Origin of the sequence: Pseudonocardia zijingensis (assembly GCF_042657305.1) — a bacterium.
Classification (GTDB): Bacteria; Actinomycetota; Actinomycetes; order Mycobacteriales; family Pseudonocardiaceae; genus Pseudonocardia; species Pseudonocardia zijingensis.
Genome location: NZ_JBHSKO010000002.1, coordinates 199,786 through 223,156 on the forward strand (window position 1 = coordinate 199,786; position 23,371 = coordinate 223,156).

Consider the following 23,371-nt stretch of genomic DNA (forward strand, 5'->3'; position numbering starts at 1 on the left):
GGAGGCCGCCGGGCGTCACACCGCCACCAGCTCTCGCAGCTGCGCGAACCGGCGCTCCCCGATGCCTTCGATCTCCCGCAGCTGCTCGACCCGGCTGAAGCGGCCGTTGCGGGTGCGCCAGTCGACGATCCGCTGTGCCGTGACCGGCCCGACCCCGGGAAGCGCGTCGAGCTGCTCCGCGGTGGCGGTGTTCAGGTCGACCCTGCCGGTCGGCGCTGCACCGCCCACCGGTGCCGGCGCTGCGGGCGCGGGAGCAGGCGCGGCGTCGGCCGCGGGCGGGACCCCGACCGCGACCTGCTCGCCGTCGGCGACGCGGCGCGCGAGGTTGAGCGCGGACAGGTCGGTGCCCGGGAGCGCGCCACCGGCCGCCTCGAGCACGTCGGCGACACGCGCGCCCTCCGGCACCTCCACCAGCCCGGGCCGGTGGACCTTGCCCGCCACGCTCACGACGAGCGGGACGGGCGGAGCGGGCGGCGGGGCCGGCGACGCGGCCGTGGTGGCTGCCACGGGCTCCGGTGCCGCGGGCTCGGCACCGCCCGCCGCGGACACGGTGACCGCAGGCAGGTGGGGCACCGGCTCGGCCCGCGGCCGCTCGAACCACACGCCCACCGCCGCGACCACGGCGGCGACGGCGGCCACGAGTGCCAGCGCGGTGGCACCCGGCCGACCGGGATCGACGCGCGCGCCGCGCCACGACTCGGGGGCGAGCCTGCGCAGCGCAGCACCGAAGCGGGAGGGCGGCGCCGGCCCCGCACGGGGCTGGGCGTCGGGCATCCCGGCGAGCAGGATCGGCTCGGTGGGGGGATCGAGCCGGTGCGGCCGCGGCGGCGGCCAGACTCCCCCGGCGCCGAGCACCCCGGATGTCCCAGCGCCTGATGTCCCAGCGCCCAACACCCCGGCGTCGGGTTCGGGCGTGGCGGGCAGGACGAGCGACTCGGATCGGGTCATGGGGCCGACGCTAGGTCGGCGGGGGCGGGGTGGACGGCCGTCGCGGCGAGCTGTGGATGGCCGGAGGGCGAGGTGGACAACTCGCCGGAATCCCCCGGGGTCGTCGTGTGCGGCGGCTAACCTCTCGGCACGACGACCACGCCGAGCAGGCCCGGGCCGACGTGGGCGCCGATCACCGCGCCGACCTCCGACACGAGCAGCCGGGCCACCTCGGGCAGCCGCTCCCGCAGCCGCGCCGCCACCTCCTCGGCCCGGGTGGCGGCCGCGAGGTGGTGCACGGCGAGGTCCACCGGGCCGTCGCCCGCCGCGCGCGCCGCGAGCTCCACGAGCCGCTGAGCCGCGCGGGCGGTGGTGCGGACCTTCTCGAGCGGCACGATGCGGCCCTGCGCGACGTGCAGCAACGGCTTCACCGCGAGCGCGGTGCCGACCAGTGCGGCCGCGGCTCCGATGCGCCCGCCGCGACGGAGCCGGTCGAGCGTCTCCACCGAGAAGAACATGCGGCAGCGGGCCGCCACCGCCTCCGCTGCGGCCGCGGCGTCCGCGCCGGTCGCACCGGCGCGCGCGGCCTCCGTGGCCGCCAGCACGGCGAAACCCAGGCCCATCGCCGTGGACCGGGAGTCGACGACGTGCACGCGGTGGGCCCCGACCTCCTCGGCCGCCAGGCGCGCCGTGTCCCAGGTGCCGGAGAGCTCGCGCGACAGGTGCACCGACACCACCTCGTCGGCCCCGCTCTCGAACGCGGCGCGGTAGGCGGCGACGAACTCCGCGGGCGCGGGTCGGGAGGTCTGCACGTCGAGGTGCCGATCGGCGAGGGCGGCGGACAGCTCGGCGGTGGTGATGTCGATGCCCTCCCGGCCGACCCGGTCGCCGATCCGGACCTCGAGCGCGACGACCCTGATGCCCTGCTCCTCCGCCACGCCGGTCGGCAGGTAGGCGGTGGAGTCCGTGACGACCGCGACAGGCACGACGCCGCAGCCTAGTGCCCCGCCTCGAAAGGTTCACCGCGCGACTCGGCGGCCCGGACGCCCGCCGGCGGCGTTGCCGCACGAGCCGAGTACACCCGGTACGAGGCTCGCGCGGCGCCTTGCCGGCGGACGTCCAGATCCACCGATTCACCCACCAACCTTCCGAGGCGGGGCACTAGTGGTCCCCGCCACTCACCACCCGCGCGCACGCCTCGCCCACCGCGGCGTGTGCCTCCCAGCCCCAGTGCATCCCGTCCGGGTTGCCGTGGCCGCCCAGGACGTGGTCGCCGACGAGAGCGGGCAGGTCGAGCAGCGCGACACCGGCGTCGGCGGCCCAGGCCCGCGTGGCCCGTTCACCGGCGGCCCGGCCGGGGTGGACGCGCGCGTAGCACTCGGCGCGGTGCGGCGGCGGCAGTGCGGCCACGACGGGCAGGCCGGGCCGGATCGCCAGCACGGCGCTGCGGCAGCGCTCCAGGTATTGCACGGTGAGCCGCGGGGGCAACGCGACGGGGCCGCCGCCGGGCAGGGCGGCGAACGTCCGGGCGAGAACCGGCTGTGCGCGCAGGTAGGCGGCCCGGACGCGGCGGCGCAGCGCCTCGGGCCGCAGCACCGGGATGAGCTCGCGCACGGCGGTGGGCAGCGGGGACGGGAGGGTGTCCATCCCGCCCACCCCGAGCACGAGCGCGTCGACGGCGGGCAGGACCGCCCACACCCGGGGATCGGAGGTCAGCGCGTGCCACGCGTGCCGCGCCGTCCACCCGGTGCCGGCCACGATCTCGGCCCGGGCGCCGAGCGCGGCGGCCGCGGCGTTGGGCCACAGCCGGGGATCGTCCGCCGGTTCGGGCCGTTCCGGGCCGTGGAAGGCGAGCGAGTCGCCGAGCACCAGCAGCACCCGGCCGTGGACCGTCACCGGGGGACGGTCAGTGGCCGAGGCCGATGTTGTACCCGGCGAGCCGCCAGCGGGGGTGGTCGGCCCGGCGCGCCAGCGCGGCCCAGCGGCAGTTGCCCATCCCGCCGATGGCGGGCCACGCCGCGGTGGGCAGGGCGAGCAGCCCGCACACCAGCCCGGCGATCAGCCCGCCGTGGGCCACCAGCACCACGGTGGTCTCGGGGCCGTTGGGGCCGTACTCGTCGTCGAGCTCCTCCACGACGGGCAGGGAACGCCGCACCACCTCGATGCGGGACTCCCCGCCGGGCGGTGCCCACGCGGGGTCCGAGCGCCAGGTGGCGATGGCCCCGGGCCAGGCCTCCTCGATCTCGGCTACCGTGCGGCCCTGCCACTCCCCGAGGTGCGTCTCCCGCAACCGGGCGTCGAGCTTGACCGGGCGGCCGCACGCCGCGGCGACGAGGTCGGCGGTGTCGACGGCGCGCCGCAGGTCGGAGCTGATCAGCCGGTCGGGGGTGAGCCGGGCGATCTCGGGGGCGGCCGAGGACGCCTGCTCGACGCCTTCGTCGGTGAGCTTCGAGTCGATGTGCCCCTGCATGCGGCCGGCCACGTTGTAGTCGGTCTGGCCGTGGCGCAGCAGGACCAGCCTGCGCAGGCTCACGCGGTCGACCCGGTCGTGTCGTCGGCCGGCCCGGCGTCGACGACCGCCTCGGGGAACGCGATCCGCGGGCAGTCCTTCCACAGCCGGTCCAGCCCGTAGAAGCCGCGCTCCTCGGTGTGCTGGACGTGCACCACGACGTCGACGAAGTCCAGCAGCACCCACCGCCCCTCGCGGGTGCCCTCCCGCCGGGTGGGCTTCGCCCCGTGGCGGCGCAGCTTCTCCTCGACCTCGTCGACGATGGCCTGCACCTGCCGCTCGTTGGGCGCCGAGGCGATCACGAAGCAGTCCGTGATCACGAGCTGGTCGGACACGTCGAGCACGACGATGTCCTGCGCCTTCTTGTCGGCCGCGGCGGCCACCGCCACGCGGGCCATGTCGAGCGCGTCGTCGGTCGCCGTCACGCGTTCCCCTTCCCCGGCGGGGTTGCGCCCACCTGCTCGTCACCCATTGTCCCAGCACCGTTCGGCGGGTCCGGCAGGCGGTCCGGCGCGGGGTGGTTTCCCGGGCGCGCGGAGTGGGAACGGGGTCGGTGTGCGGACGTCCGAGGGCTGCGAGGGCCGATGACTGCAACCGACGAGACGACCGACGACGCACCTGCCGACGAGGAGGTGCGCGCCCGGGTTGCGAGCCAGGGCGCTGTTGTCGAGGACTCCGAGGATGCGGAGGAGGGCGTCGCGGAAGCGGCGGCCCGCGACGTCGCACGCCTTCTCGACCGCCGGGGGCTGCGTGAGGTGGTGGCGCTCGCCCACCGCGTTCTACGCGAGTCCACTCGGCTCACCACGACGGGTAACCCGCGATCGGACGACAGCGAGGCCACGCGATGTACGCTCCGCCAGCATGAACGGTCCACTCGGCGGGGTGCCGCCGGCCGAGCAGTTGATGACGATCGAGCGTGATGATCGGGACGGTTGCCTGGTTCTGGTCGTGCACGGCGAGGTGGACCTGAGCACGGGAGGGCGGTTGATGGAGGCCGGGAGCGCTGCGTTGCAGGAATCCGCGCAGCAGCCGGTCGTCCTCGACCTCACGGGGGTCGACTTCCTCTCCTCCTCGGGCCTCGGCCTGCTCGTGGCGTTGCACGACGACGGCAGGGAGCTGGGTGCGCCGCTGCGGGTGGTCGTGGACCCCACGCGGCCTGTGATCCGCCCGATCCGCACGATGGGGCTGGACGAGGTGCTCTCGCTCTACCGCACCGTCGACGAGGCCGTTGCGGCCTGAGTCGTTCCGTGGAGAACCCGCTTCACCCGCCCGAGGACGTCATCTCGATGGTGCTCATGGCTGACCCGGTGTCGCTGTCGGTGGTGCGCGAGCGCTTCCGCAGGTGGTTGTCCTCGCTCTACTGGCCCGAGCGCGAGGTCGACGACGTCGTGATGGCGGTGAACGAGGCGGTCACGAGCGCGGTGGAGCACACCCACCCGGCGGCCATCGGCGCCGAGGTGCGGGTGGCTGCGCGCAAGTACGACGAGCCGGACGGCGGGCGTCGGGTACTGGTGGCGGTGGCGGGCGGCGAGCACTGGACGCCCGAGCCCACGGGCTTCGAGGGCCCGGGCCTGCTGATGATCCACGCGTGCATGGACGCGATCGAGGTGTCCCGGGAGGACGACGGCACCACCATGCTGCTGACGAGCGCGCGGGTACCCCCGTTGTGATCATGGGGGTCACCCGATCGGCCGCACTTGGCGCGCGGCCGGGACGGCGTCCACGCACGGAATCGCCTGGTCAGCCCGGCAAGCAAGACGGCCCTCAGCGGCGGCGAGGCGAGCCTGCGTTGGGTGGCAGCGCCACGGCGAGCGGGCGAGACTCCCGGCCATGACCTCCGTTCAGGACATGCCGCAGGTGCACAGCTGCTCGGCCACCAGCTGCTCCTACAACGACTCCTCCACCTGCCACGCGGGCGCCATCACCATCGGCGGCGATCACGCCCACTGCGGCACCTTCGTGGAGATCTCGTTCCGCGCGGGCACCGACCGCACCGGGCTCGTGGGTGCCTGCCACCGCTCGGACTGCCGCTTCAACGACAAGCTGGAGTGCACGGCCCCCTCGGTGGACGTGGGTGCCGGGACCGACGTGGCCGACTGCCTGACCTACGAGGCCAGGTAACCCGGTTCGCCGATCGGCTCGTACGCCAGCTCGCCCGACGCGCCGACCCGCAGCGCCCCGCCTGCCACCGCGAGGGCGGCGACCGGGTCGCGGTCGTGCACCAGCACGGCGCGCCCGCCGGCCAGCGCCGCGAGCTCGCGCAGCAGCGCGGCGCGGTCGCGGGACGCGAGCCCCTCGGTGAAGCGGTCGACCAGCACGATCGCGGCGCCGCCGCGCCGCACGTCCTCCAGCGCGTGCATGCGCTCGGCGACGGGGTCGTCCGGTGCGGCCACGAGCCGCACCGCCTGGACCGCCGTGTGCCCGGAGGCGCACCGGCCGGTGCTCTCGTCGAGCGCGGCCATCACGCGGTGCCGGGCGAGCGCCGGGCCGAGCAGCACGGTGAGGCTGCCCACCGGCAGTTGCAGGGACACCAGGGACCTCCTCGCGCGAATGAGGCGAGGCTAACCTGCGGTCCGCGGAGGAGTCCAGACGTCCGGGGCCTCAGGCGACCGCCGTCACGTCGGCACCTCCGTGCGGTAGAGGTGCCGCTTGGAGATGTACTGCACCACCCCGTCCGGCACGAGGTACCAGACCGGCCGCCCCCCGGCGACCCGCTCCCGGCAGTCGGTGGACGAGATCGCCATCGCGGGCACCTCGACGAGCGATACCGCCCCTTCGGGCAGGTGGTCGTCGTCGAGGGTGTAGCCGGGCCGGGTGACGCCGACGAAGTGCGCCAGCCGGAACAGCTCGTCGAGCCGGTGCCAGGTGAGGATCTGCGAGAGCGCGTCGGCGCCGGTGATGAAGTACAGCTCGGCGTCGGGGTACTCGGTGTGCAGGTCGGCGAGGGTGTCGGCGGTGTAGGTCGGGCCGGGCCGGTCGATGTCGACCCGGCTCACCGAGAACATCGGGTTCGACGCCGTGGCCACCACCGTCATCAGGTAGCGGTCCTCGGCGCGGCTCACCACGCGCTCGGTCTTCTGCCACGGCTGCCCGGTGGGCACGAAGATCACTTCGTCCAGCTGGAACCGGTAGGCCGCCTCGCTGGCGGCCACGAGGTGCCCGTTGTGGATCGGGTCGAACGTCCCGCCCATCACCCCGATCTTGCGCTGCACAACCTCGGAGCCTAAGCGACAGAGGTGCCCGCACCCGCGCCGGCCGCCAGCGCGTCGGCGAGGAAGCGCAGCTCGCGGTGCATGGCCTCCTGCCCGTCCTCGGCGTGCCGGGCCACCGAGTGCCGGTAGCTGACGGCCGAGGCGAGCAGCTGCGCGGCGCAGTCGACGTCGGCCTCGGGGCAGCCCGCCGGGCGCGCGGCGGCCACCACGTCGCGGATCAGCCCGACCATGCGCTTGAAGCGGGTCTGCAGGGCGTCGAGCACCGCCGGGTGGGTGTCGGACTCCCGCCACAGCAGGTGCGAGAGCACCGCCGAGGACCCGATGGCCCGGTCGAGCGCGTCGACGAGCCGGTGCAGGCTCGCCGCGACGTCGCCGGGCACGACCACCGCCTTGATGTCGACGCGGTCGTCGGGCAGCCGTTCGACCAGCGCGGACAGCAGGTCCGGCTTGCGTTTGAAGTAGTAGTGGACGAGACCCTTCGGCACGCCCGCCCGTTCCGCGATGCGGGACGTGGGCGTGGCGTCGAACCCGGATTCCGCGAAGAGCTCCTCGGCGGCCGCGAGGATCCGCTCGCGGGCCCCGGGCTCGTCGGGCGGCGGAACGTCGTTCATGTGCTCCTCACCGGCCCATCCTGTACATGCAGAACGGCCGCGGCCAAGCCGGGCCGCGGCCGTTCCGTCTTCCGTCGTTCTTCTGTGGTGATCGATCTTCTGTGGTGATCGTGCGGTTTCAGTGCTGGCCGGCGAGCCCCCGGTGCTCCGCGTTGGCCGCAGGCAGTGCGGCGAGGCCGACCGCGACCGTGAGTACGCCCGCGACCCAGGACGTCCAGGCGGCACCTGCCATGTCGGCGTAGCTGAAGACCCAGGGCGAGATGAAGAGCAGCACGCCGAGAACCGCGTGCACGTACTCACTCGCCACCGAGTCGGGCTGCGCCAGCGACCACAGGGCCGTGGCGGCGATCAGCACCCCGAAGACGATCAGGGACCACAGAGCGGCGGTGTCGGTGGCCACCACGATCGGCGACAGCGCCGTCAGCACACCGATCACGAGTGCCGCCCAGTCCTGCCACCGGCGCCATGTCTTTGCCATGGAGATCACCCTTCCCTCGTGAGGAGATGCCTTCATGATGCGCTTGACTGGCCGCCCGGTCAAGAAATCTCGAGCCCGTCCGGTGAGACGTGCGGAACACCCGTCAGCGCACGTAGGCGTGCCGGAACTGGATGCTGATGCGCGGCGCCGAGGCCCGCGTCTTCGGCACGGCGTGCTGCCACGTGCGCTGGCAGGAGCCGCCCATCACCAGCAGGTCGCCGGGGCCCGGGAGGTAGCCGATCGAGGCGCCGCCGCCCGTGGGCCGCAGCCGGAACGGGCGGGGCGCACCGAGCGAGACCAGGGCGACGATCGCCTCCGGGAGCTCGCGCGCCACGCGGTCGCCGTGCCACGCGACGCTGTCGGCGCCGTCGCGGTAGAGGTTGACGCCGACCTGCGTGAACGCCACGCCGTAGCGCTCGCTCAGCAGGCCGGCCATCTCGCACAGCTCCGCGGGCGGGGTGGGCCCCTCGTCGAGTCGCCAGCGATGGGTGAGCCGCGGCTCGGGCACGAGGCGGTCGTACATCCGCACCTCACGGCCCGACCACGGGGTCTCCTCCAGCAGGCGGGCGAAGAGCGCGTCGGCCCCGCGACACCACCCCGGGGCGTGGTCGACCCACGCACCCTCGGCGAGGTGGCGGCGGCGCAGCCCGCCGAAGGAGCGGTCGAACTCGAGCGCGGGCGCATCGAGCAGCGAGGGCTGCCAGGACAGGTCGGGAGCGGCCATGCCGCCCACGCTACGCCGGATCGAACATCAGTTCGAGATGTTCCCGAGGGTCAGTGCTCGCGCTCGCACACCAGCTCACGTGTTCACACACCGACTGCAACCGGTGTGCCGGCACCACTACCGGTGTGTGAGCCCTTCCCGCAGCAGGCCGGTCGTCACCCCTTACTGCAGGGGGATCTCCAGCTCGCGCTCCCCCTCCGGGCGCGGGCCGAAGATCCGCCGTTCCGACGCGTCGATGACGACGTCGTTGATGCTGGCCTCGCGCCGCGTCATCAGCCCGTGGCCGTCGAACTCCCAGTTCTCGTTTCCGTAGCTGCGGCACCACACGCCCGTCGCGTCGCGGCACTCGTACTGGAAGCGCACGGCGATGCGGTTGTCCGCGAAGGTCCACAGCGACTTGCGCAGCGCGTAGTCGAGCTCGCGCTCCCACTTCTGCGTCAGGAACTCCACGATCTCCTTCCGCCCTCGCACGAAGCGGTCGCGGTTGCGCCAGACGGAGTCCTCGCTGTAGGCCAGCGACACCCGCTCCGGGTCGCGGCTGTTCCACGCGTCCTCGGCGGCCTGGACCTTCTGCCGGGCGGCCTCGAGGGTGAACGGCGGGAGCGGCGGACGGTCGGCCACAGGGCCTCCTCACGGAGAGAACGAGCGTTCCCGGGGAGCCTAGAGAACGACCGTTCTCCAATCAATGCCCGCGCAGCAACGCCTCCGCGGCCTCCCGCGCCTGCGCGGCCGGGGCGTCGGTGCCGTGGATGCCCGCGGTGACCATGGCACCCTCGGCGAGCAGCACGAGCTGCGGGGCGAGACGGGCCGGCAGGCCCGCGTCCGCCACCAGGCCCGCGACGTAATCGGCGAAGGCCTCCTTGTGCAGCCGCGCCTGCCGCACCACGACGTCGGAGACCGCGCCGAGCTCGCCGAAGCCGTTGATCCACGCGCAGCCGCGGAACCCCGGCTCGCGGAACCACGTACCGAGCCAGTCGAACACCGCGAGGATCCGCTGCCGGGGATCCGCGACCTCCTCCACGGCGGCGGCGAGACGGCCCCGCCACCGGACGTCGCGGCGCTGCAGGTAGGCCTCGAGCAGCTGCTCCTTCGCCGGGTAGAGCGCGTAGACCCGCTTGAGGGGCAGGCCTGCGGTGGAGCGGATCTCGTCCATGCCCACCGACTGGATCCCGCGGGCGTAGAACAGCTCCTCCGCCGCGTCGAGGAGGCGGGTGCGGGCGGTCTCGGTGTCGGGTGGAGCCATGAGGCGTCCACGCTACCGCCGTCACACCGGCAGGAGACCCTCCACCACCTCGGCGAGCTGCGCCGCCGTGCGGCACTCGTGCATCGGGAGGACGTCGGCGTAGCGCAGGGCTGCGGAGTCGCCGCTGCCCCACTGCTTCCGCGGCTCGGGGTTGAGCCAGTGCGCGTGCCGGGCCTGCCCGACGAGCCGCTTCAGCACGGCGAGGTTGGGGTCGCGGTAGTTGGTGCGCGCGTCGCCCAGCACCAGCAGGGAGGTCTTGGGGCCGACCGCATCACCCCAGTGCTCGGCGAAGCCGCCGAAGGAGCCGCCGTAGTCGCTGTGCCCGTCGAACGCGACGAGATCGGCCTCCCGCAGCACCCGCTGCATCACGCCGGAGAGCTCGGCCCCCGGCTCGAACAGGTGCGTGACCTCGTCGGCGCGCTCCACGAACGCGAACACCCGCACCTTGCTGAACTGCTCGCGCAGCGCCTGCACGAGCAGGAGCGTGAAGTGGCTGAAGCCGGCGACGGAGCCGGACACGTCGCACAGCACCACCAGCTCCGGGCGGCCCGGGCGGCGGGTGCGGTGAGCCGGGCGCATCGGCACGCCACCCGTCGACATCGACCGGCGCAGGGTGCGGCGCATGTCGAGTTCGCCGCGCTTCGCGTGCCGGCGGCGCACCGCGAGCCGCGATGCGAGCCGCCGGGCCAGTGGGTGCACCGTGCGCCGCAGCCGCGCGAGCTGCTCGGCGTGGGCGGAGAGGAACTCCACCCGGTCGGCCTGGACCGGCACCGCCGAGCGCGCCACCCGCTCGCGGCCCCGCGTCTCGGCGGTGCGCCGGGTCACCTCGTCGGTGACCATCCGGCGGAACGCCGCGATCCGGCCGCGGACGTCGCGGCGCAGCACCTCGTCGGCGAAGTCGTCGGTGGCGGGTGAGCGCAGGTCGGCCAGGATCCCGGCCAGCAGGGTCTCCGGCGCGAGCGCCCGCAGCGCCTGGTAGGAGGACCAGCCCGGCTGCGCCGCCGCCCCGCGCACACCGGTGCCCGCGGCACCCGAGCGACCCAGCGCGTCGACGACCGCGCGCGCCAGCTCGGCGAGCGCGCGCTCGTCGCCGTCCCGCAGCAGGTCGGCGAGCAGTGCGCGCACCGCGTCGACGTCCACCGGCCCGTCCGCCTCGGCCCGGGGCACCTCGATCGGTGCGGCACCGGCGCCCAGCGCCGCGGGGAAGTAGAGGTCGAACAACGCGTCGAACACCTCGCGCTGCCCGGACCGGCGCAGCAGCGCCGCCGCGAGGCCCTCCCGCAGGTGCTCGCGGTGCAGGAGATCGAGGGCCGCGAGCACGCGCGCGGCGTCGATCGTCTCCCCCGGCCCGACCGCCACGCCGTGCCGGCGCAGCGCCCCGACGAAGTCGACCAGGTGCCCCGGGAGGCCGTGCTCGGGGACGGTCGGTGCGGGCTGCACGCCGCCATCATGCCGTGCTGCCGCACCACTGGCGAGGCGTCACGGCCGGGTAACACCGGGGCAATGCGGCGCCCGTAGGTTCGGTTGAACCGGATGGTTCAACCGAACGGAGCGCGTCATGCAGCTGAGCCCCGACCTCGCCGACGCCTGCGTGGTCCCCCGCCGGGTGTCGAGCCCCGAGGAGGCCCGCGAGGTGGTCGACACCGACGGCGCCGCGATCGTGGGCGGCATCGCCGACGAGGAGGCCGCCATCGCCTTCGGCACCGCGATGCTCGGCACCGACCTGCGGCGCATCGGCAGGCAGATCGAGGTCACCCGGCAGCGGGGGGAGGAGGCGAGCGCGAAGGTCGAGCAGCAGCCCGCCGACGCCCGCGGCCGCAGGCGCAGGTTCGTCACCGACACGTCGCTGCCGATGCCCGCCCACAACGACGGGTTCGCCTTCGGCGACCACGCACCGGACCGGCTGTTCCTGTTCAGCGCGCGGCCCGCGGCCACCGGCGGCGAGTCGTTCCTGGTCGACGGGCTCGCCGTGCTCGACATCCTCGCGCGCGACCCGGCCAACGCGGAGATGGTCGAGTTCTGCCGCACGGCCGACATCGACCACTCCGAGCCGAACTTCCCGCAGGGCACGTACTCGCCGATCCTGCGCACCACGCCCGCGGGCCGCCCGCAGGTGCGCCACCACCCCTACCTCGCACCGGTGGTGGGACCGGACGAGGCGGCGCAGTGGCCGTTCGTCAAGCACTGGTCGGCGGCGGTGACGGCCGCCCGCGACACCGGGCCGCGGTTCCGGCTGGAGGCGGGCGAGATGGCCTGCGTCGACAACTACCGGCTCTTCCACGGCCGCCACGGCTACACCGACCCGGCGCGCACGCTCTACTCGATCTGGGGCTGGAGCAGCGCGGCGGTGGCGGTGCCGGTGGGCGAGTTGGACATCGTGACGCCGAAGGCACCGGCCCAGCTCGCCGGGTAGCCGGGTCCGTGCTCGGTCCGAGCAGCACCTCGCGGTCGTGGTCGCGGCCCTGGCGTGCGGTTCGCCGCGATCGCACAAGCCTCCGGGCTGCCGCTCGCGGGCATGATCGTTGTTTCGGCGCAAAAGCCGACGCATTCCGTCGGGGAACGTGCCGGTTCGTCGATCGAGGGGAGAAGGTCGTCAAATGATCTTCGAGAGCAACCACTTCCCTTGATCACTGCGGGGCTGGACAAGCGAATCTCGAGTGGACCGCCTCCTGGTGGCGCCGCGCGCACGAAGGGGCAGGCGCCCCGGCCTGCCCGCGCCCGCGGGGAGCGGGACGTTCAGGAGAGCCACGTTCCTGTCCTGCAGGTTCAGGAACGTGGCGTTCCTGAACCTCCGGGGCCCTCTAAGAGCGGGCCCCACGCCGGGCGGCGGCCTCGCACCGCTGGGCGAACGCGTCCGCGGTGCCTGCGTAGCTCGCCGCCACCGCGTCCGCGTCGCCCGTGGAGAGCAGGTCGAACTGCAGCCCGCGCCAGACGGCGACGATCTCCCGGCCCAGCGCCGCCGCCTCCGCCGCAGGTACCCCCTCGGCCTCCAGCGCCTTCGCCACCTGGTTGGTCCAGTCGTGCCCGACGCGGGCGAGGAAGCCGTCGAACCGGCCCGGGTTGTGCGCGGCCTGGCCGAAGATCTCGAAGAACAGCCGCAGGAACGGGAGGTTCTCCGGCGCGGCGATGCCCCGCCACGCCGCCTGCAACCGGTCGACGAGCGGCACGCCGGGCTCGTCGAGGGCCGCCATCCCCGCCGTGAACGCCGGGAACCGCTGCGCCGCCTCCCCGAGCGCCTGCGCGATCAGCTGCTCCTTCGAGCCGAAGTAGTAGAGCAGCATGCGGTTGTTCGTGCCGATCGCGCCGCCGAGCCCGCGCAGCGTCATCCCGGCGATGCCGTGCTCGAGCACGTAGTCCGCGATCAGCCGGAGCAGCCGGTCGCGCTCCGGTTCGGCGCCCATGCCCCGGCACGGTAGCCGAGGCACCAGGCGTTACGTGCGGGCGCCGCGTGCGCAACACGGCAGCAACCAGGTCTCCATAGCGTGGGGTGAACCGCTCGATTCACCCAGGAGCCGCCCGCATGCTCACCCGCCCGAGCACGGCCACCGCGATCGCCCTCACCGGCATCGTCAAGGACTTCCCGATGCGCCGTGGCGAGACGGTGCGGGCCCTCGACCGGCTGGACCTGGACGTCGGGCACGGGGAGTTCGTCGCGCTGCTCGGCCCGTCGGGGTGCGGCAAGTCGACGGTGCTGCGCCTGGTGGCGGGGCTGGAGCTGGCCACGGAGGGCAGCGTCGCCGTGGAGGGCGCTGGCCCGGCCGACCTCGTCCGCAGCCACCGCCTCGGCGTGGCGTTCCAGGAGCACGCGCTCCTGCCGTGGGCCACGGCCCGCGACAACGTCGCCCTCCCGTTCCGGGTGGCGGGCCGCCCCGTCGACCACGGGCGCGTGGCGGCGCTGCTCGAGCTCGTCGGCCTGGCGGGGTTCGAGTCGGCGCGGCCGCGCCAGCTCTCCGGCGGGATGCGCCAGCGCGTCGCCATCGCCCGCGCGCTCGCGCTCGAACCCGACGTCCTCCTGCTCGACGAGCCGTTCGGCGCCCTCGACGCGGTCACGCGGCGGCGGATGAACCTCGAGCTCGCCCGGATCTGGGCCGAGCAGCGGATCACCACGCTGCTCGTCACCCACGACGTCGACGAGGCCGTGCTGCTCGCCGACCGCGTGGTGGTCATGACCGGCCGCCCGGGGCGCGTGCGCCACGTCGAGGAGATCCGGATCCCGCGCCCGCGGGGCACGGACGCCACCCGCGACCCGGGCTTCCACGCGATCGTCGACGAGCTCACCGCGCTCCTCGACGACCCGGAGGCGGCGGCGTGAGGGTCGGCGACCGGGCGTTAGCGGCGGCCGGGGTGCTCGCGGTGCTGGCGCTGGCAGAGCTGATCGGGCGCGCCGGGTGGGGCGGGGTCGGGTGGCCGCCCGCCACCGCGGTGTTGCGCTATCTGACCGAGCCGCAGGCGCAGCAGCTGCTCGGCCGGGCGCTCGCCGCCACCGGTGCGGCCGCGGGCACCGGTTTCGTGCTCGGCACGGCCGTCGCGCTGCTGGTCACCGCGCTCGGCGCGCTGCTGCCCGCCGCGGCTCCCGGCCTGGACCGGCTGGCCGCCGTGCTCCACGCCGTGCCGCTCATCGCCGTGGGCCCGCTCCTGATCACCATCGCCGGGCGCGACGCCACCCCCATGCTGGTGGCCGCGCTCGCGGCCGGGTTCGCCGTCTTCGTCGCGGCCACGTCCGCGCTGGCCGCCACGAACGCCGCCCAGCGCGACGTGTTCGCCGTGCTCGGCGCCGGCCGCCTGGTCACCCTCCTGCGACTGCAGCTCCCCGCGGGTGTGCCGCTGATCGTCGACGGGCTCACCCTCGCGGCCCCGGCCGCGGTGCTCGGCGCGGTGATCGGCGAGTGGTTCGGGGCGCGCCGCGGGATCGGCGTGCTGCTGGTCAGCTCGATGCAGAACCTGCAGGTCGAGCAGCTCTGGGCCGCCGCGCTCACCGCGGCCGCCGTCTCCCTGGTCGCCTACGTGCTGCTGGTGGCGTTGCGCGGCGTGGTGAACCGGAGGTTCTCGTGATCTCCCGGTACTGGACGGTGCTCGCGCTGCTCGCCGGCTGGCAGCTGCACTCCTCGTTCTCCGGCCTCAACCGGATCGTCGTGCCCGGGCCCGTCAGTGTGTTCGCCGACGTCGCCGTCAACATCGGCGTGTACCTGCCGGACCTCGCCTGGACGCTCGGCACGGCCGGCGCCGGGCTCGTGGTCGGCATGGCGCTGGGCACCGCGCTCGCCGTCGCGGTGTGGTCGTCGCGGGTGCTCTCCGGGATGATGACACCGGTCGCGCTGATCATGCGCTCGGTCCCCGTCGTCGCGATGATCCCGGTGCTGGCCCGGGTGTTCGGCTACAGCTGGACCACCGTTCTGGTCATCACGAGCGTCGTCTCGTTCTTCCCCGCGTTCGTCCTGGTGGCCGCCCGGCTGCGGGATGCACCCCCGGCCACGTCCGACCTCATGGCCGTGCTCGGCGCCTCCCGGGCCACGCTGCTGCGGCGCCTGCTCCTGCCGCACGCCGTGCCCGGCCTGCTCGTGGCCTTCCGGCTGACCGCCTCCACCGCCGTGCTCGGCGCGATGCTCGCCGAGTACCTGATGGGCGGGCGCGGCCTGGGCACGCTGTTCGCGCAGTCGATCAGCTTCTACCAGGTCGATCGCGCGTGGGGCACCGCGCTGGTCGCCACGGTCGTGTCCGTCGCCTGCTTCGTGGCCGCCCGCGCCGTGGAGCGCTGGGGCGTCGCCCGCTTCACCTGATCCCACCCCGAGGAGATCGCATGTCCACGTTGTCCCGCCGCCGGTTCCTGCACGCCGCCGGTCTCGCCGGCCTCGGTCTCACCGCCGCGTGCGGTTCGGGCGACACCGGCCCCGCGGGCGGTGGTGCCACCACACCGCTGCGGGTGGCGCTCGGCTGGATCCCCAACGTCGAGTTCGCCGGCTTCTGGATCGCCGACGACCGCGGCTACTACGCGGAGGAGGGCCTCGAGGTCGAGTTCCTGCCGGGCGGGCCCAACGCCCCGCGCACGGCCCAGACCCTCGCGGCAGGTGGCGCGGAGATCGCCATCCCCGTGGCCATGCAGGAGTTCCTGGCCGCGGTGAACAACGGCAACGACTTCGTCGCCTACGGCACCATGTTCCAGAACTCGCCCGCGGCGTGGCTGTCGCTCGCCGCGCGGCCCGTGCGCACCGCGGGCGACGCGGTCGGCGCCCGGGTGCTCGGGCAGCAGGGCGTGCAGCCCTACGTCGAGGCGGCCATGCGCCTGGCGGGCGTGCCGGTCGAGTACGAGTTCATCCCGGCGGGTTACGAGCCGAGCCCCCTCGTGGAGGGGCAGGGCGAGGTCTACACCTGCTTCGCCACCAACCAGCCGATCATGCTGGAGCAGCAGGGCATGGTGGCCGACCGCGACTTCGTGGTGACCACCTACGAGCAGCTGGGGCTGCCCCAATACGCCAGCATGCTGTGCAGCTCGCGCTCCTGGCTGGAGGGCAACCGCCCCGTCGTCGAGCGGTTCATGCGCGCCACGATCCGCGGCTGGCAGGACAACGCGGCCGATCCGTCGGTCGCGGCCCGGCTCGCGGTGGAGAACTACGGCGCCGACCTCGGGCTCGACCTCGCGCAGCAGACCCGTGAGAACGAGCTGCAGATCCCCTACACGCGCAGCGAGCTGACGGAGTCGAGCGGGCTGTTCCGCATCGACCCGGACCGCATCTCGGGGCCGATGTACGCCGCATATGCCGCTGCCGGCGTATCCCCGCTTCCGGACGTTTCGCGCATCATCGACACAAGCGTGCTCGACGCCGTCTTCCAGGGAAGGTCCACCATCTGATGCCTCGCGATCTCCGACTCCTCCCCAAGGCCCACCTGCACCTGCACCTGGAAGGCGCGATGCGGCCGTCCACCCTCACCGACCTGGCGGCGGAGGCCGGCGTGCCCACGCCACCCGTGCGCGGCTACACCTCGTTCGCCGAGTTCGGACTGCAGTACCGGGCCGCGTCGGCCCTGATCAGAACCGAGGAGCACCTGCGCCGCCTCGTCCGCGAGGTCGTCGACGACGCGGCCGACGACGGCGCGGTCTGGGTGGAGCCGCACTTCTACCCGCCGCGCTACGCCGGGCAGCTCGGCTCCGCCGACGAGGTGCTCGAGATCGTGATCGACGAGGGCGAGCGCGCGGCTGCCGCCCGCGGCATCGGGTGCGGCTGGATCGTCTCCGCGCTGCGCGACTTCGACGTGGCCCAGGCCGTGGACCTGGCCGAGCTCGCCGCGAAGTTCGCCGGTGCGGGTGTGGTGGCGTTCGGCCTCGCCGCCGACGAGGCGCTCTTCCCGCCGGAGCCCTTCGCCGAGGCGTTCCGCGTCGCGCGCGACGCCGGGCTCATCTCGGCCCCGCACGCGGGCGAGCTGGCCGGGCCCGCCAGCGTCTACGGCGCCCTCGACGCGCTGGGCGCGCACCGCATCTGCCACGGCGTCCGCGCGGTGGAGGACCCGGCGCTGGTGGAACGGCTCGCCGCCGACGAGGTGGTGCTCGACGTCTGCCCCACGTCGAACGTCATGCTCTCCGTGGTGCCCTCGATCGAGGAGCACCCCCTCGTGAGGCTGCTCGACGCCGGCGTGCGGTGCTCGCTCAACGGCGACGACCCCCTCCTGTTCGGCCCGGGCCTGCTCGCCGAGTACGAGCTGGTGCGCGACACCATCGGGCTCACCGACGAACAGCTCGCCCAGCTGGCCCGCTCGAGCCTCGTGGGCTCCGGCGCGCCCGCCGACCTGATGGCCGAGGCGGTCGACCACGTCGAGGAGTGGCTCACGAGATCCTGAAGCCCGGATCAGCGGGCCGCGTTCTTCACGAAGCCCGTCTCCCGGTCCATCAGCGACCGGTCGCCGCCGTGCCAGCCACCCCGGACGTGGCGGCGCATCGTGTCGTCGTCCGTCGCGCGGGCGGCGGAGTGCCAGAGGTAGGCGTCGTGCAGGATCACGTCGCCGCGCTCGACGTACACCGGGATCTCGCCGCGGATCTTCTCGAACCCGAGCGGCATCGGCGCGGGCGGCGGGGCGTCGGTGTAGCCGCGCGCGGGCGGGGTGCCGTCCGGAACCGCGGCGTTGTTGATGTTCTCGAACGGCGACGGGGTGGCCCAGAGGTGGCTGCCGGGCACGACCCGCAGGTAACCGTTGGCCGGGCTCGTGCCGTCGATGTGGATCGTGAACGCGGTGCCGGGCCAGATGTCCAGGTGCGGGACGGCCTGCCAGTCGGCGTGCCAGCCGATCCGGGTGTACCCGGACTCGCGGCCCGGCCGCGCGTCCTGGTAGACGACCCCGTTGCGGCCCGGCCAGAAGTCGGGGCCGAGGATCCGGCCCACGAGCTCCACGAGTGCGGGCGTGGCGAGCGTGGTGCCGAGCGCTGGGGCGAGCTCCTCGACGTGCTCGACGTAGTTGACGAACCGCTCCGCCTTGCTCTCGTCGTCCAGGTACTTCGTCGAGCCGTACCGCGCGTCCAGCTCGCCGGCGAGCACGCCGCCCTGGGCGGCCACGCACTCGGCCTCCAGCTCGTCGATCAGCTCGCTGCTCACCAGGTCGCGCAGCACGACGAAACCCCAGCGGCGGTAGAACGCCTCGGCGGCGTCGGGGCCGTCGGCGGGGGTGAAGACGCCGATGTCGGCGAAGGTGGTCAGGTCGAGGTCGGTCACGGCGACTCCTCTGGTTGAACCGAGCGGTTCAACCAGTGTCGCCTGCTGCGGGCCGGATGGAGTTACGTTCCCGTGAAACCCTGGTCAGCAGGCCCTCAGTCCAGCCGCAGCTCCCGTGCCGCGCGCTCGCTGTCGGTGCGGTGTTTGAGCACCACGCCGAGGGTGGCGCGCACCGCGTCGGCGTCGAGGGTGTCCAGGCCGAGGGCGAGCAGGGTGCGTCCCCAGTCGATGGTCTCGGCCACAGACGGGGACTTGCGCAGCTCCAGCCCGCGCAGCACGCCCACGGTGCGCACCAGCGCGTCGACGAGCGCCTCGGGGAGCTCGGGCACGCGGGCCAGGACGATGCGGCGTTCCAGGTCGGCGTCGGGGAAGTCGAGGTGCAGGAACAGGCAGCGCCGCTTGAGCGCCTCGGACAGCTCGCGCGTGGAGTTGGACGTGAGCACGGCGAACGGGCGTCGCGATGCGCGCACGGTGCCCATCTCCGGCACCGTCACCTGGTAATCCGAGAGCACCTCCAGCAGCAGGCCCTCGACCTCGACGTCGGCCTTGTCGATCTCGTCGACGAGCAGCACGGTGGGGTCGGTGCGCCGGATCGCCGTGAGCAGCGGCCGCGGCAGCAGGAACTCCTCGGAGAACACGTCGTCGCGCGTCTCGTCCCAGGACTCGTGCCCCTGCCCCGCAGTGATGCGCAGCAGCTGCTTGGCGTGGTTCCACTCGTAGAGCGCGCGGGCCTCGTCGATGCCCTCGTAGCACTGCAGGCGCACCAGGCCGGAGCCCGTGGCCTCGGCCACGGCCTTGGCCAGCTCGGTCTTGCCCACCCCGGCCGGCCCCTCCACGAGCAGCGGCTTGCCGAGCCGGTCGGCGAGGAAGACCGTGGTGGCGACGGCCGTCGACGCCAGGTAGCCGGCGCCGGCGAGGCGCTCGGCCACCTCGTCGACGGAGCCGAAGAGCGCGGGTTGCTGCGAGAGGTCCACCCGGCCATCGTGCCGTGCCGTGCCGGGCGGGCCGGGTCATGCGGCGCGGCGGCCGCTCCATTCGTCGACGCCGAGGAGGAACACCCACTCCAGGTGCTCGACGCAGGCCGCCACGGTGCCCGAGCCGTCGTCCGAGGTGACCACGACGGCGGCCTCCCTCGTGCACCGCGTGCAACGCCGCACCGCGGCCGGCCAGAAGGGGTTGTTCATGCCGACCGGATTCCCCGTCCGGGTGACTCCACACCTCGGGACGCCCGTCAGTGACGTTCTCCCACCCGTTCGGCGTCCCGGGTGGCCACGGCGAACATCGCCGTGACCACGAGCAGGGCCAGCCCGCTCACCCACAGCGGCGCACGCAGGTCGAGCACGGCCGCGAGCCCGCCGCCCGCGAGTGCGCCGAGCGGGGCCGCCGTCATCGAGAGCGTCCGGGCGGCCGCGTTGACCCGGCCGAGCACGGTGGCGGGCACCATGCGCTGGCGGATCGTCACCGACAGCACGTTCCACAGCGCGAACGAGAAGCTCGTGGTGCTGAGCACGACGGCGGCGAGCACCGGGGTGGGGAACGCGGCGAGCACGAAGTTGCCGGCCGCGGCCACCGCGAGGGCGACGACCTGGAGCGCCCGCTGCGGGAACCGGTGCACGAGCAGGGCGGTGAGCGCCCCGCCGGCGATCCCGCCGACGGCGCCACCGGCGAGGATCAGCCCGAACACGGTCTCCGAGGTGCCCATCGGTCCGACGGCGAGCAGGACCAGTAGTCCTTCCCAGGTCTGGGTGAAGAAGGTGAGGCCCGCACCGGTGAGGATGATCGTGCGGACGTACCGGGCGCGCAGGAGCCACCGCATCCCGTCGGCGGCCTCGCGCAGCAGCGCGCGGGGCGTGGGGCGCCCGTCGACGGCCGGGGCCGGGGTCCGCAGGCCGGTGACGAGCACGCCGGCGAGCAGCAGGGCAGCGGCGCTCACCGCGAACGGCAGCGACGCCGCCGCGGCGAACATGACGCCGCCGACCGCGGGTCCGACCAGGTCCTGGCCCAGGCGCTCGACGCTCACTAGCGCGCTGTTGGCCCGCTCCAGGTCGGCGTCGGCGACGAGGCGCGGCACGAGCGACTGGCTCGCGTTGTCGTAGGCGGCCTCGCCGACCCCGAGCAGGAACGCGACGGCGTACAGCAGCCACATCGACCCGGCGTCCAGCAGCAGGGCGAGCGTGAGCACGCCGAACAGGGCGCCCCGCGAGACCGCCGCCCACACCACGAACAACTCGGGGCGGCTGCGGTCGACGAGGGCACCGATGGGCAGGCCGAGGAGCATCCACGGCACGTACGCGATCGCCGTGAGGCCGGCGACGAGCACGGCGTCCTGGGTGATCGAGGCCGCGAGCAGCGGGAGCGCGACCTGCCGGACACCGTCGCCGAGGTTCGCCAGGCCCGAGGCCGCGACGACGCGGCGGTAGGCGGTGATGATTCCCCCAAGAGCGAGCCGGCATCCGCGCCGGGGCGGGCGCGGATGCCGGACGTGGCGGTTCTAGGCCGCGCTGAGGAAGTCCTGATCGCGGTCTTCGCGCCCAGCCGACCGCTGGCTGCGTTGTCGGGCCGACCGGGTATGCCAATACAACGGCTCAGCCCTCCGCCTTGCCAGCGGCCGCCTGGATCACGAAGCCCATCGACCCGGACTTCCTCAACACGACCTATCGGAACGTCACCCTCGTGCCCGTGAACGTGACCCTCGTGCCGAAAGCAGGCACGGTGGCCTCCCAATCCTTGTTCATCGGACCCCCCAATCAGGACCGGACCCCCGCCGGTCCCGCGATCCGAAGCTAGCAGCGGGCACCGGTCACGGACAGGACGCGGACCGGCCACCTCGCCACCCCCGCGCGGGCTGTCGGAGCCCTCGGTCACCATGGCCCCATGACCTCCACCGTGACGTCGGATCTGCGCGAACGCGCCGAGGCCGTGCTCGCCACGCTCGCGGGCGCGGGAGCGCGGCTGCGCGAGGACCAGTGGACGGCCATCCACGCCCTGGTCGCCGAGCACAGGCGCGCGCTGGTGGTGCAGCGCACGGGGTGGGGCAAGTCGGCGGTCTACTTCGTGGCCACGTCGCTGCTGCGGGCCGACGGCGCCGGGCCCACGGTGATCGTGTCGCCGCTGCTCGCGCTCATGCGCAACCAGATCGACGCCGCCGCCCGCGCCGGCATCCGCGCTGCCACCGTCAACTCCGCCAACACCTCCGACTGGGAGCACACCTACGCCGCGGTGGCGGCGGGCGAGGTCGACGTGCTGCTGGTGAGCCCGGAGCGGCTCAACAACCCCGACTTCCGCGACCGCGTGCTGCCGCAGCTCACCGCCACCGCCGGCATGCTCGTCGTCGACGAGGCCCACTGCGTGTCCGACTGGGGCCACGACTTCCGCCCCGACTACCGGCGGCTGCGGCAGCTCATCGCCGAGCTGCCCACCGGCATCCCGGTGCTCGCCACCACGGCCACCGCCAACGACCGCGTGGTCGTCGACGTCACCGAGCAGCTCGGGCTCGCGTCCGGCGAGCCGCTGGTGCTGCGCGGTTCGCTCGACCGGGAGAGCCTGCGGCTCTCGGTGGTCTCCCTTCCCACGCCCGCGCAGCGGCTCGGGTGGCTCGCCGACCACCTCGACGCCCTGCCCGGCGCCGGCATCGTCTACACGCTCACGATCGCGGCCGCCGAGGAGGTGGCGGAGTTCCTGCGCGACCGCGGCCACGCCGTGGCGTCCTACACGGGCAAGACGGATCCGGCGGAGCGGCTCGCGGCCGAGTCCGACCTGCTCGACAACCGCGTCAAGGCGCTCGTGGCCACCAGCGCGCTCGGGATGGGGTTCGACAAGCCCGACCTCGGGTTCGTCGTGCACCTCGGTGCGCCCGCATCGCCGGTGGCGTACTACCAGCAGATCGGCCGCGCCGGCCGCGCCGTCGAACGCGCTGAGGTGGTGCTGTTGCCCGGGCGGGAGGACCGCGACATCTGGGCCTACTTCGCCTCGCTCGCGTTCCCACCCGAGGGGCTGGTGCGCCAGACGCTCGCCGTGCTGGGCGACGAGCCGCTGTCCACGGCGGCCGTCGAGACGCGCGTCGACCTGTCCCGCACCCGGCTCGAGATGCTGCTCAAGGTGCTCGACAGCGACGGCGCCGTGCGCCGCGTCAAGGGCGGCTGGGTGGCCACCGGCGAGGAGTGGCTCTACGACCGGGAGCGCCACCAGCGCATCGCCGAGGCCCGCAAGATCGAGCAGCAGGCGATGCTCGACTACATCGCCACCACGGGCTGCCGCATGCAGTTCCTGCGCAGGCAGCTCGACGACCCGGCCACCGAACCGTGCGGGCGCTGCGATACCTGCACCACACCGGCCTGGAGCACCGACGTCGACGCGGGCGCGGCCGCCGCGGCGCAGGAGCGGATCAGCAGGCCCGGCGTCGAGGTCGCCCCGCGCAAGCAGTGGCCCAGCGGCATGGCGGAGCTGGGCGTCGCGGCGTCGGGCCGGATCCCCGCGGGCGAGCTCGCCGCGCCGGGCCGCGTGATCGGGCGGCTGTCCGACATCGGCTGGGGCACCCGGCTGCGCGAGCTCGTCGGCGGCGACGACGTGCCGGTGCCCGGCGAGGTGCTCGACGCCTGCGTGCGCGTGCTCGCGGGGTGGGGGTGGGAGGAGCGGCCCGTCGGCGTCATCGGCGTCGGCTCCCGCACCCGGCCCCACCAGCTGGAGCACCTGGCGCGGCGGATCGCCGACATCGGGCGGCTCCCCCTGCTCGGCACCCTCGTCCCGGCAGGGCCGCGCCCGGAGGAGCACGCCAACAGCCCGCAACGGCTCGCGGCGGTCTGGTCGGCGTTCGAGCCGCCGGAGTTCCCGGTGCCCGCCGGGCCGGTCCTACTGGTCGACGACATGATCGACAGCGGCTGGACGGCCACGGTCGCCGCCCGCCTGCTCCGCCGTGCCGGGGCGTCCGCGGTGCTCCCGTTCGCGCTGGCCCAGCGCGGCTGAGCCCTGCCC

Annotated in this window: 28 protein-coding genes; 10 read left to right on the plus strand and 18 right to left on the minus strand. The window is 74.1% G+C overall.

The genetic code is table 11. From position 1 onward, the window contains the following. Window positions 1-15 precede the first annotated feature (15 nt). From ACFPL3_RS05140 to rsfS, 5 genes are all read right to left on the minus strand, one after another. Window positions 16-948, minus strand: coding sequence for a ComEA family DNA-binding protein (locus tag ACFPL3_RS05140; protein ID WP_379588434.1), 933 nt, complete (start codon window positions 946-948; stop codon window positions 16-18). Window positions 949-1,064: 116 nt separating this feature from the next. Further along, on the minus strand, window positions 1,065-1,913 hold the full coding sequence (locus ACFPL3_RS05145; RefSeq protein ID WP_343942404.1) for a DegV family protein: 849 nt from the start codon (window positions 1,911-1,913) through the stop codon (window positions 1,065-1,067). A 175-nt stretch (window positions 1,914-2,088) separates the two neighbouring features. Continuing rightward, window positions 2,089-2,823 (minus strand): diglucosylglycerate octanoyltransferase, encoded by a 735-nt coding sequence (gene octT, locus ACFPL3_RS05150; protein WP_343942405.1) that lies wholly within the window; start codon window positions 2,821-2,823, stop codon window positions 2,089-2,091. Window positions 2,824-2,833: 10 nt separating this feature from the next. After that, window positions 2,834-3,460 carry a histidine phosphatase family protein gene (locus tag ACFPL3_RS05155; RefSeq protein ID WP_343942406.1) on the minus strand — a complete coding sequence of 209 codons (627 nt, stop codon included), beginning with the start codon at window positions 3,458-3,460 and terminating at the stop codon, window positions 2,834-2,836. After that, a complete protein-coding gene (gene rsfS, locus ACFPL3_RS05160; RefSeq protein WP_343942407.1) occupies window positions 3,457-3,861 on the minus strand; it encodes a ribosome silencing factor in 405 nt (134 codons plus the stop codon). The genes ACFPL3_RS05155 and rsfS overlap by 4 nt, the downstream gene beginning before the upstream one ends. Window positions 3,862-4,297: 436 nt before the next feature. On the opposite strand from rsfS, the gene ACFPL3_RS05165 reads away from it, so the two are divergent. The 3 genes from ACFPL3_RS05165 (at window position 4,298) to ACFPL3_RS05175 (ending at window position 5,557) form a co-directional block, all read left to right on the plus strand. Continuing rightward, a complete protein-coding gene (locus ACFPL3_RS05165; RefSeq protein WP_343942408.1) occupies window positions 4,298-4,675 on the plus strand; it encodes an STAS domain-containing protein in 378 nt (125 codons plus the stop codon). A gap of 8 nt (window positions 4,676-4,683) precedes the next feature. Then, complete coding sequence (locus ACFPL3_RS05170) at window positions 4,684-5,106, plus strand: ATP-binding protein (protein WP_343942409.1); 423 nt, start codon at window positions 4,684-4,686, stop codon at window positions 5,104-5,106. 160 nt (window positions 5,107-5,266) lie between these two features. Further along, a complete protein-coding gene (locus ACFPL3_RS05175) occupies window positions 5,267-5,557 on the plus strand; it encodes a DUF1540 domain-containing protein (RefSeq protein WP_343942410.1) in 291 nt (96 codons plus the stop codon). On the opposite strand, the gene ACFPL3_RS05180 is transcribed toward ACFPL3_RS05175, so the two are convergent. The 8 genes from ACFPL3_RS05180 to ACFPL3_RS05215 form a co-directional block, all read right to left on the minus strand. Next, the gene (locus ACFPL3_RS05180) at window positions 5,542-5,967 is read right to left on the minus strand and encodes a hypothetical protein (RefSeq protein ID WP_343942411.1); all 426 of its coding nucleotides are present in this window, start codon (window positions 5,965-5,967) and stop codon (window positions 5,542-5,544) included. The genes ACFPL3_RS05175 and ACFPL3_RS05180 overlap by 16 nt on opposite strands. 84 nt (window positions 5,968-6,051) lie before the next feature. Then, complete coding sequence (gene nadD, locus ACFPL3_RS05185) at window positions 6,052-6,648, minus strand: nicotinate-nucleotide adenylyltransferase (protein WP_343942412.1); 597 nt, start codon at window positions 6,646-6,648, stop codon at window positions 6,052-6,054. 11 nt (window positions 6,649-6,659) lie between these two features. Continuing rightward, window positions 6,660-7,259, minus strand: coding sequence for a TetR/AcrR family transcriptional regulator (locus ACFPL3_RS05190; RefSeq protein ID WP_343942413.1), 600 nt, complete (start codon window positions 7,257-7,259; stop codon window positions 6,660-6,662). Between the two features lie 118 nt (window positions 7,260-7,377). Beyond that, complete coding sequence (locus ACFPL3_RS05195) at window positions 7,378-7,737, minus strand: SPW repeat protein (protein ID WP_343942414.1); 360 nt, start codon at window positions 7,735-7,737, stop codon at window positions 7,378-7,380. 103 nt (window positions 7,738-7,840) lie between these two features. After that, window positions 7,841-8,461 carry an alpha-ketoglutarate-dependent dioxygenase AlkB gene (locus ACFPL3_RS05200; RefSeq protein ID WP_343942415.1) on the minus strand — a complete coding sequence of 207 codons (621 nt, stop codon included), beginning with the start codon at window positions 8,459-8,461 and terminating at the stop codon, window positions 7,841-7,843. Between the two features lie 162 nt (window positions 8,462-8,623). Then, complete coding sequence (locus ACFPL3_RS05205; protein ID WP_343942416.1) at window positions 8,624-9,082, minus strand: nuclear transport factor 2 family protein; 459 nt, start codon at window positions 9,080-9,082, stop codon at window positions 8,624-8,626. Window positions 9,083-9,143: 61 nt separating this feature from the next. After that, entirely contained in the window at window positions 9,144-9,704 is a 561-nt protein-coding gene (locus ACFPL3_RS05210; protein ID WP_343942417.1) for a TetR/AcrR family transcriptional regulator, read from the minus strand. A 21-nt stretch (window positions 9,705-9,725) separates the two neighbouring features. Next, window positions 9,726-11,144 carry a vWA domain-containing protein gene (locus ACFPL3_RS05215; RefSeq protein WP_343942418.1) on the minus strand — a complete coding sequence of 473 codons (1,419 nt, stop codon included), beginning with the start codon at window positions 11,142-11,144 and terminating at the stop codon, window positions 9,726-9,728. Between the two features lie 118 nt (window positions 11,145-11,262). Here ACFPL3_RS05215 and ACFPL3_RS05220 point away from each other — a divergent pair, with 118 nt between their 5' ends. Next, a complete protein-coding gene (locus ACFPL3_RS05220) occupies window positions 11,263-12,117 on the plus strand; it encodes a TauD/TfdA family dioxygenase (RefSeq protein WP_343942419.1) in 855 nt (284 codons plus the stop codon). A 388-nt stretch (window positions 12,118-12,505) separates the two neighbouring features. On the opposite strand, the gene ACFPL3_RS05225 is transcribed toward ACFPL3_RS05220, so the two are convergent. Continuing rightward, complete coding sequence (locus ACFPL3_RS05225; RefSeq protein WP_343942420.1) at window positions 12,506-13,105, minus strand: TetR/AcrR family transcriptional regulator; 600 nt, start codon at window positions 13,103-13,105, stop codon at window positions 12,506-12,508. A 119-nt stretch (window positions 13,106-13,224) separates the two neighbouring features. Between ACFPL3_RS05225 and ACFPL3_RS05230 the strand changes: the two genes are divergently transcribed. From ACFPL3_RS05230 to add, 5 genes are read left to right on the plus strand one after another with little or no spacing between them, the layout of a single operon-like run. Next, a complete protein-coding gene (locus ACFPL3_RS05230; RefSeq protein WP_343942421.1) occupies window positions 13,225-14,016 on the plus strand; it encodes an ABC transporter ATP-binding protein in 792 nt (263 codons plus the stop codon). Beyond that, entirely contained in the window at window positions 14,013-14,756 is a 744-nt protein-coding gene (locus ACFPL3_RS05235) for an ABC transporter permease (protein WP_379588437.1), read from the plus strand. The genes ACFPL3_RS05230 and ACFPL3_RS05235 overlap by 4 nt, the downstream gene beginning before the upstream one ends. Continuing rightward, window positions 14,753-15,481, plus strand: coding sequence for an ABC transporter permease (locus ACFPL3_RS05240; protein ID WP_343942423.1), 729 nt, complete (start codon window positions 14,753-14,755; stop codon window positions 15,479-15,481). The genes ACFPL3_RS05235 and ACFPL3_RS05240 overlap by 4 nt, the downstream gene beginning before the upstream one ends. Before the next feature lie 20 nt (window positions 15,482-15,501). Then, window positions 15,502-16,551: an ABC transporter substrate-binding protein gene (locus ACFPL3_RS05245; RefSeq protein WP_343942424.1), complete on the plus strand. Its 1,050-nt coding sequence runs from the start codon at window positions 15,502-15,504 to the stop codon at window positions 16,549-16,551. Then, window positions 16,551-17,534: an adenosine deaminase gene (add, locus tag ACFPL3_RS05250; protein WP_343942425.1), complete on the plus strand. Its 984-nt coding sequence runs from the start codon at window positions 16,551-16,553 to the stop codon at window positions 17,532-17,534. Before ACFPL3_RS05245 ends, add begins: the two co-directional genes overlap by 1 nt. 8 nt (window positions 17,535-17,542) lie before the next feature. Here add and ACFPL3_RS05255 read toward each other — a convergent pair whose 3' ends face one another. The 4 genes from ACFPL3_RS05255 to ACFPL3_RS05270 all read right to left on the minus strand — a co-directional run bounded on the left by ACFPL3_RS05255 (window position 17,543) and on the right by ACFPL3_RS05270 (window position 20,831). Further along, window positions 17,543-18,400: a phytanoyl-CoA dioxygenase family protein gene (locus ACFPL3_RS05255; protein ID WP_343942426.1), complete on the minus strand. Its 858-nt coding sequence runs from the start codon at window positions 18,398-18,400 to the stop codon at window positions 17,543-17,545. Between the two features lie 95 nt (window positions 18,401-18,495). Further along, complete coding sequence (locus tag ACFPL3_RS05260; protein WP_343942427.1) at window positions 18,496-19,374, minus strand: AAA family ATPase; 879 nt, start codon at window positions 19,372-19,374, stop codon at window positions 18,496-18,498. A 36-nt stretch (window positions 19,375-19,410) separates the two neighbouring features. Further along, on the minus strand, window positions 19,411-19,584 hold the full coding sequence (locus ACFPL3_RS05265) for a hypothetical protein (protein WP_343942428.1): 174 nt from the start codon (window positions 19,582-19,584) through the stop codon (window positions 19,411-19,413). Between the two features lie 47 nt (window positions 19,585-19,631). Next, a complete protein-coding gene (locus ACFPL3_RS05270) occupies window positions 19,632-20,831 on the minus strand; it encodes an MFS transporter (protein ID WP_343942441.1) in 1,200 nt (399 codons plus the stop codon). Between the two features lie 443 nt (window positions 20,832-21,274). On the opposite strand from ACFPL3_RS05270, the gene ACFPL3_RS05275 reads away from it, so the two are divergent. Beyond that, window positions 21,275-23,362: a RecQ family ATP-dependent DNA helicase gene (locus ACFPL3_RS05275; RefSeq protein ID WP_343942429.1), complete on the plus strand. Its 2,088-nt coding sequence runs from the start codon at window positions 21,275-21,277 to the stop codon at window positions 23,360-23,362. The last annotated feature ends 9 nt before the right edge of the window (window positions 23,363-23,371 follow it).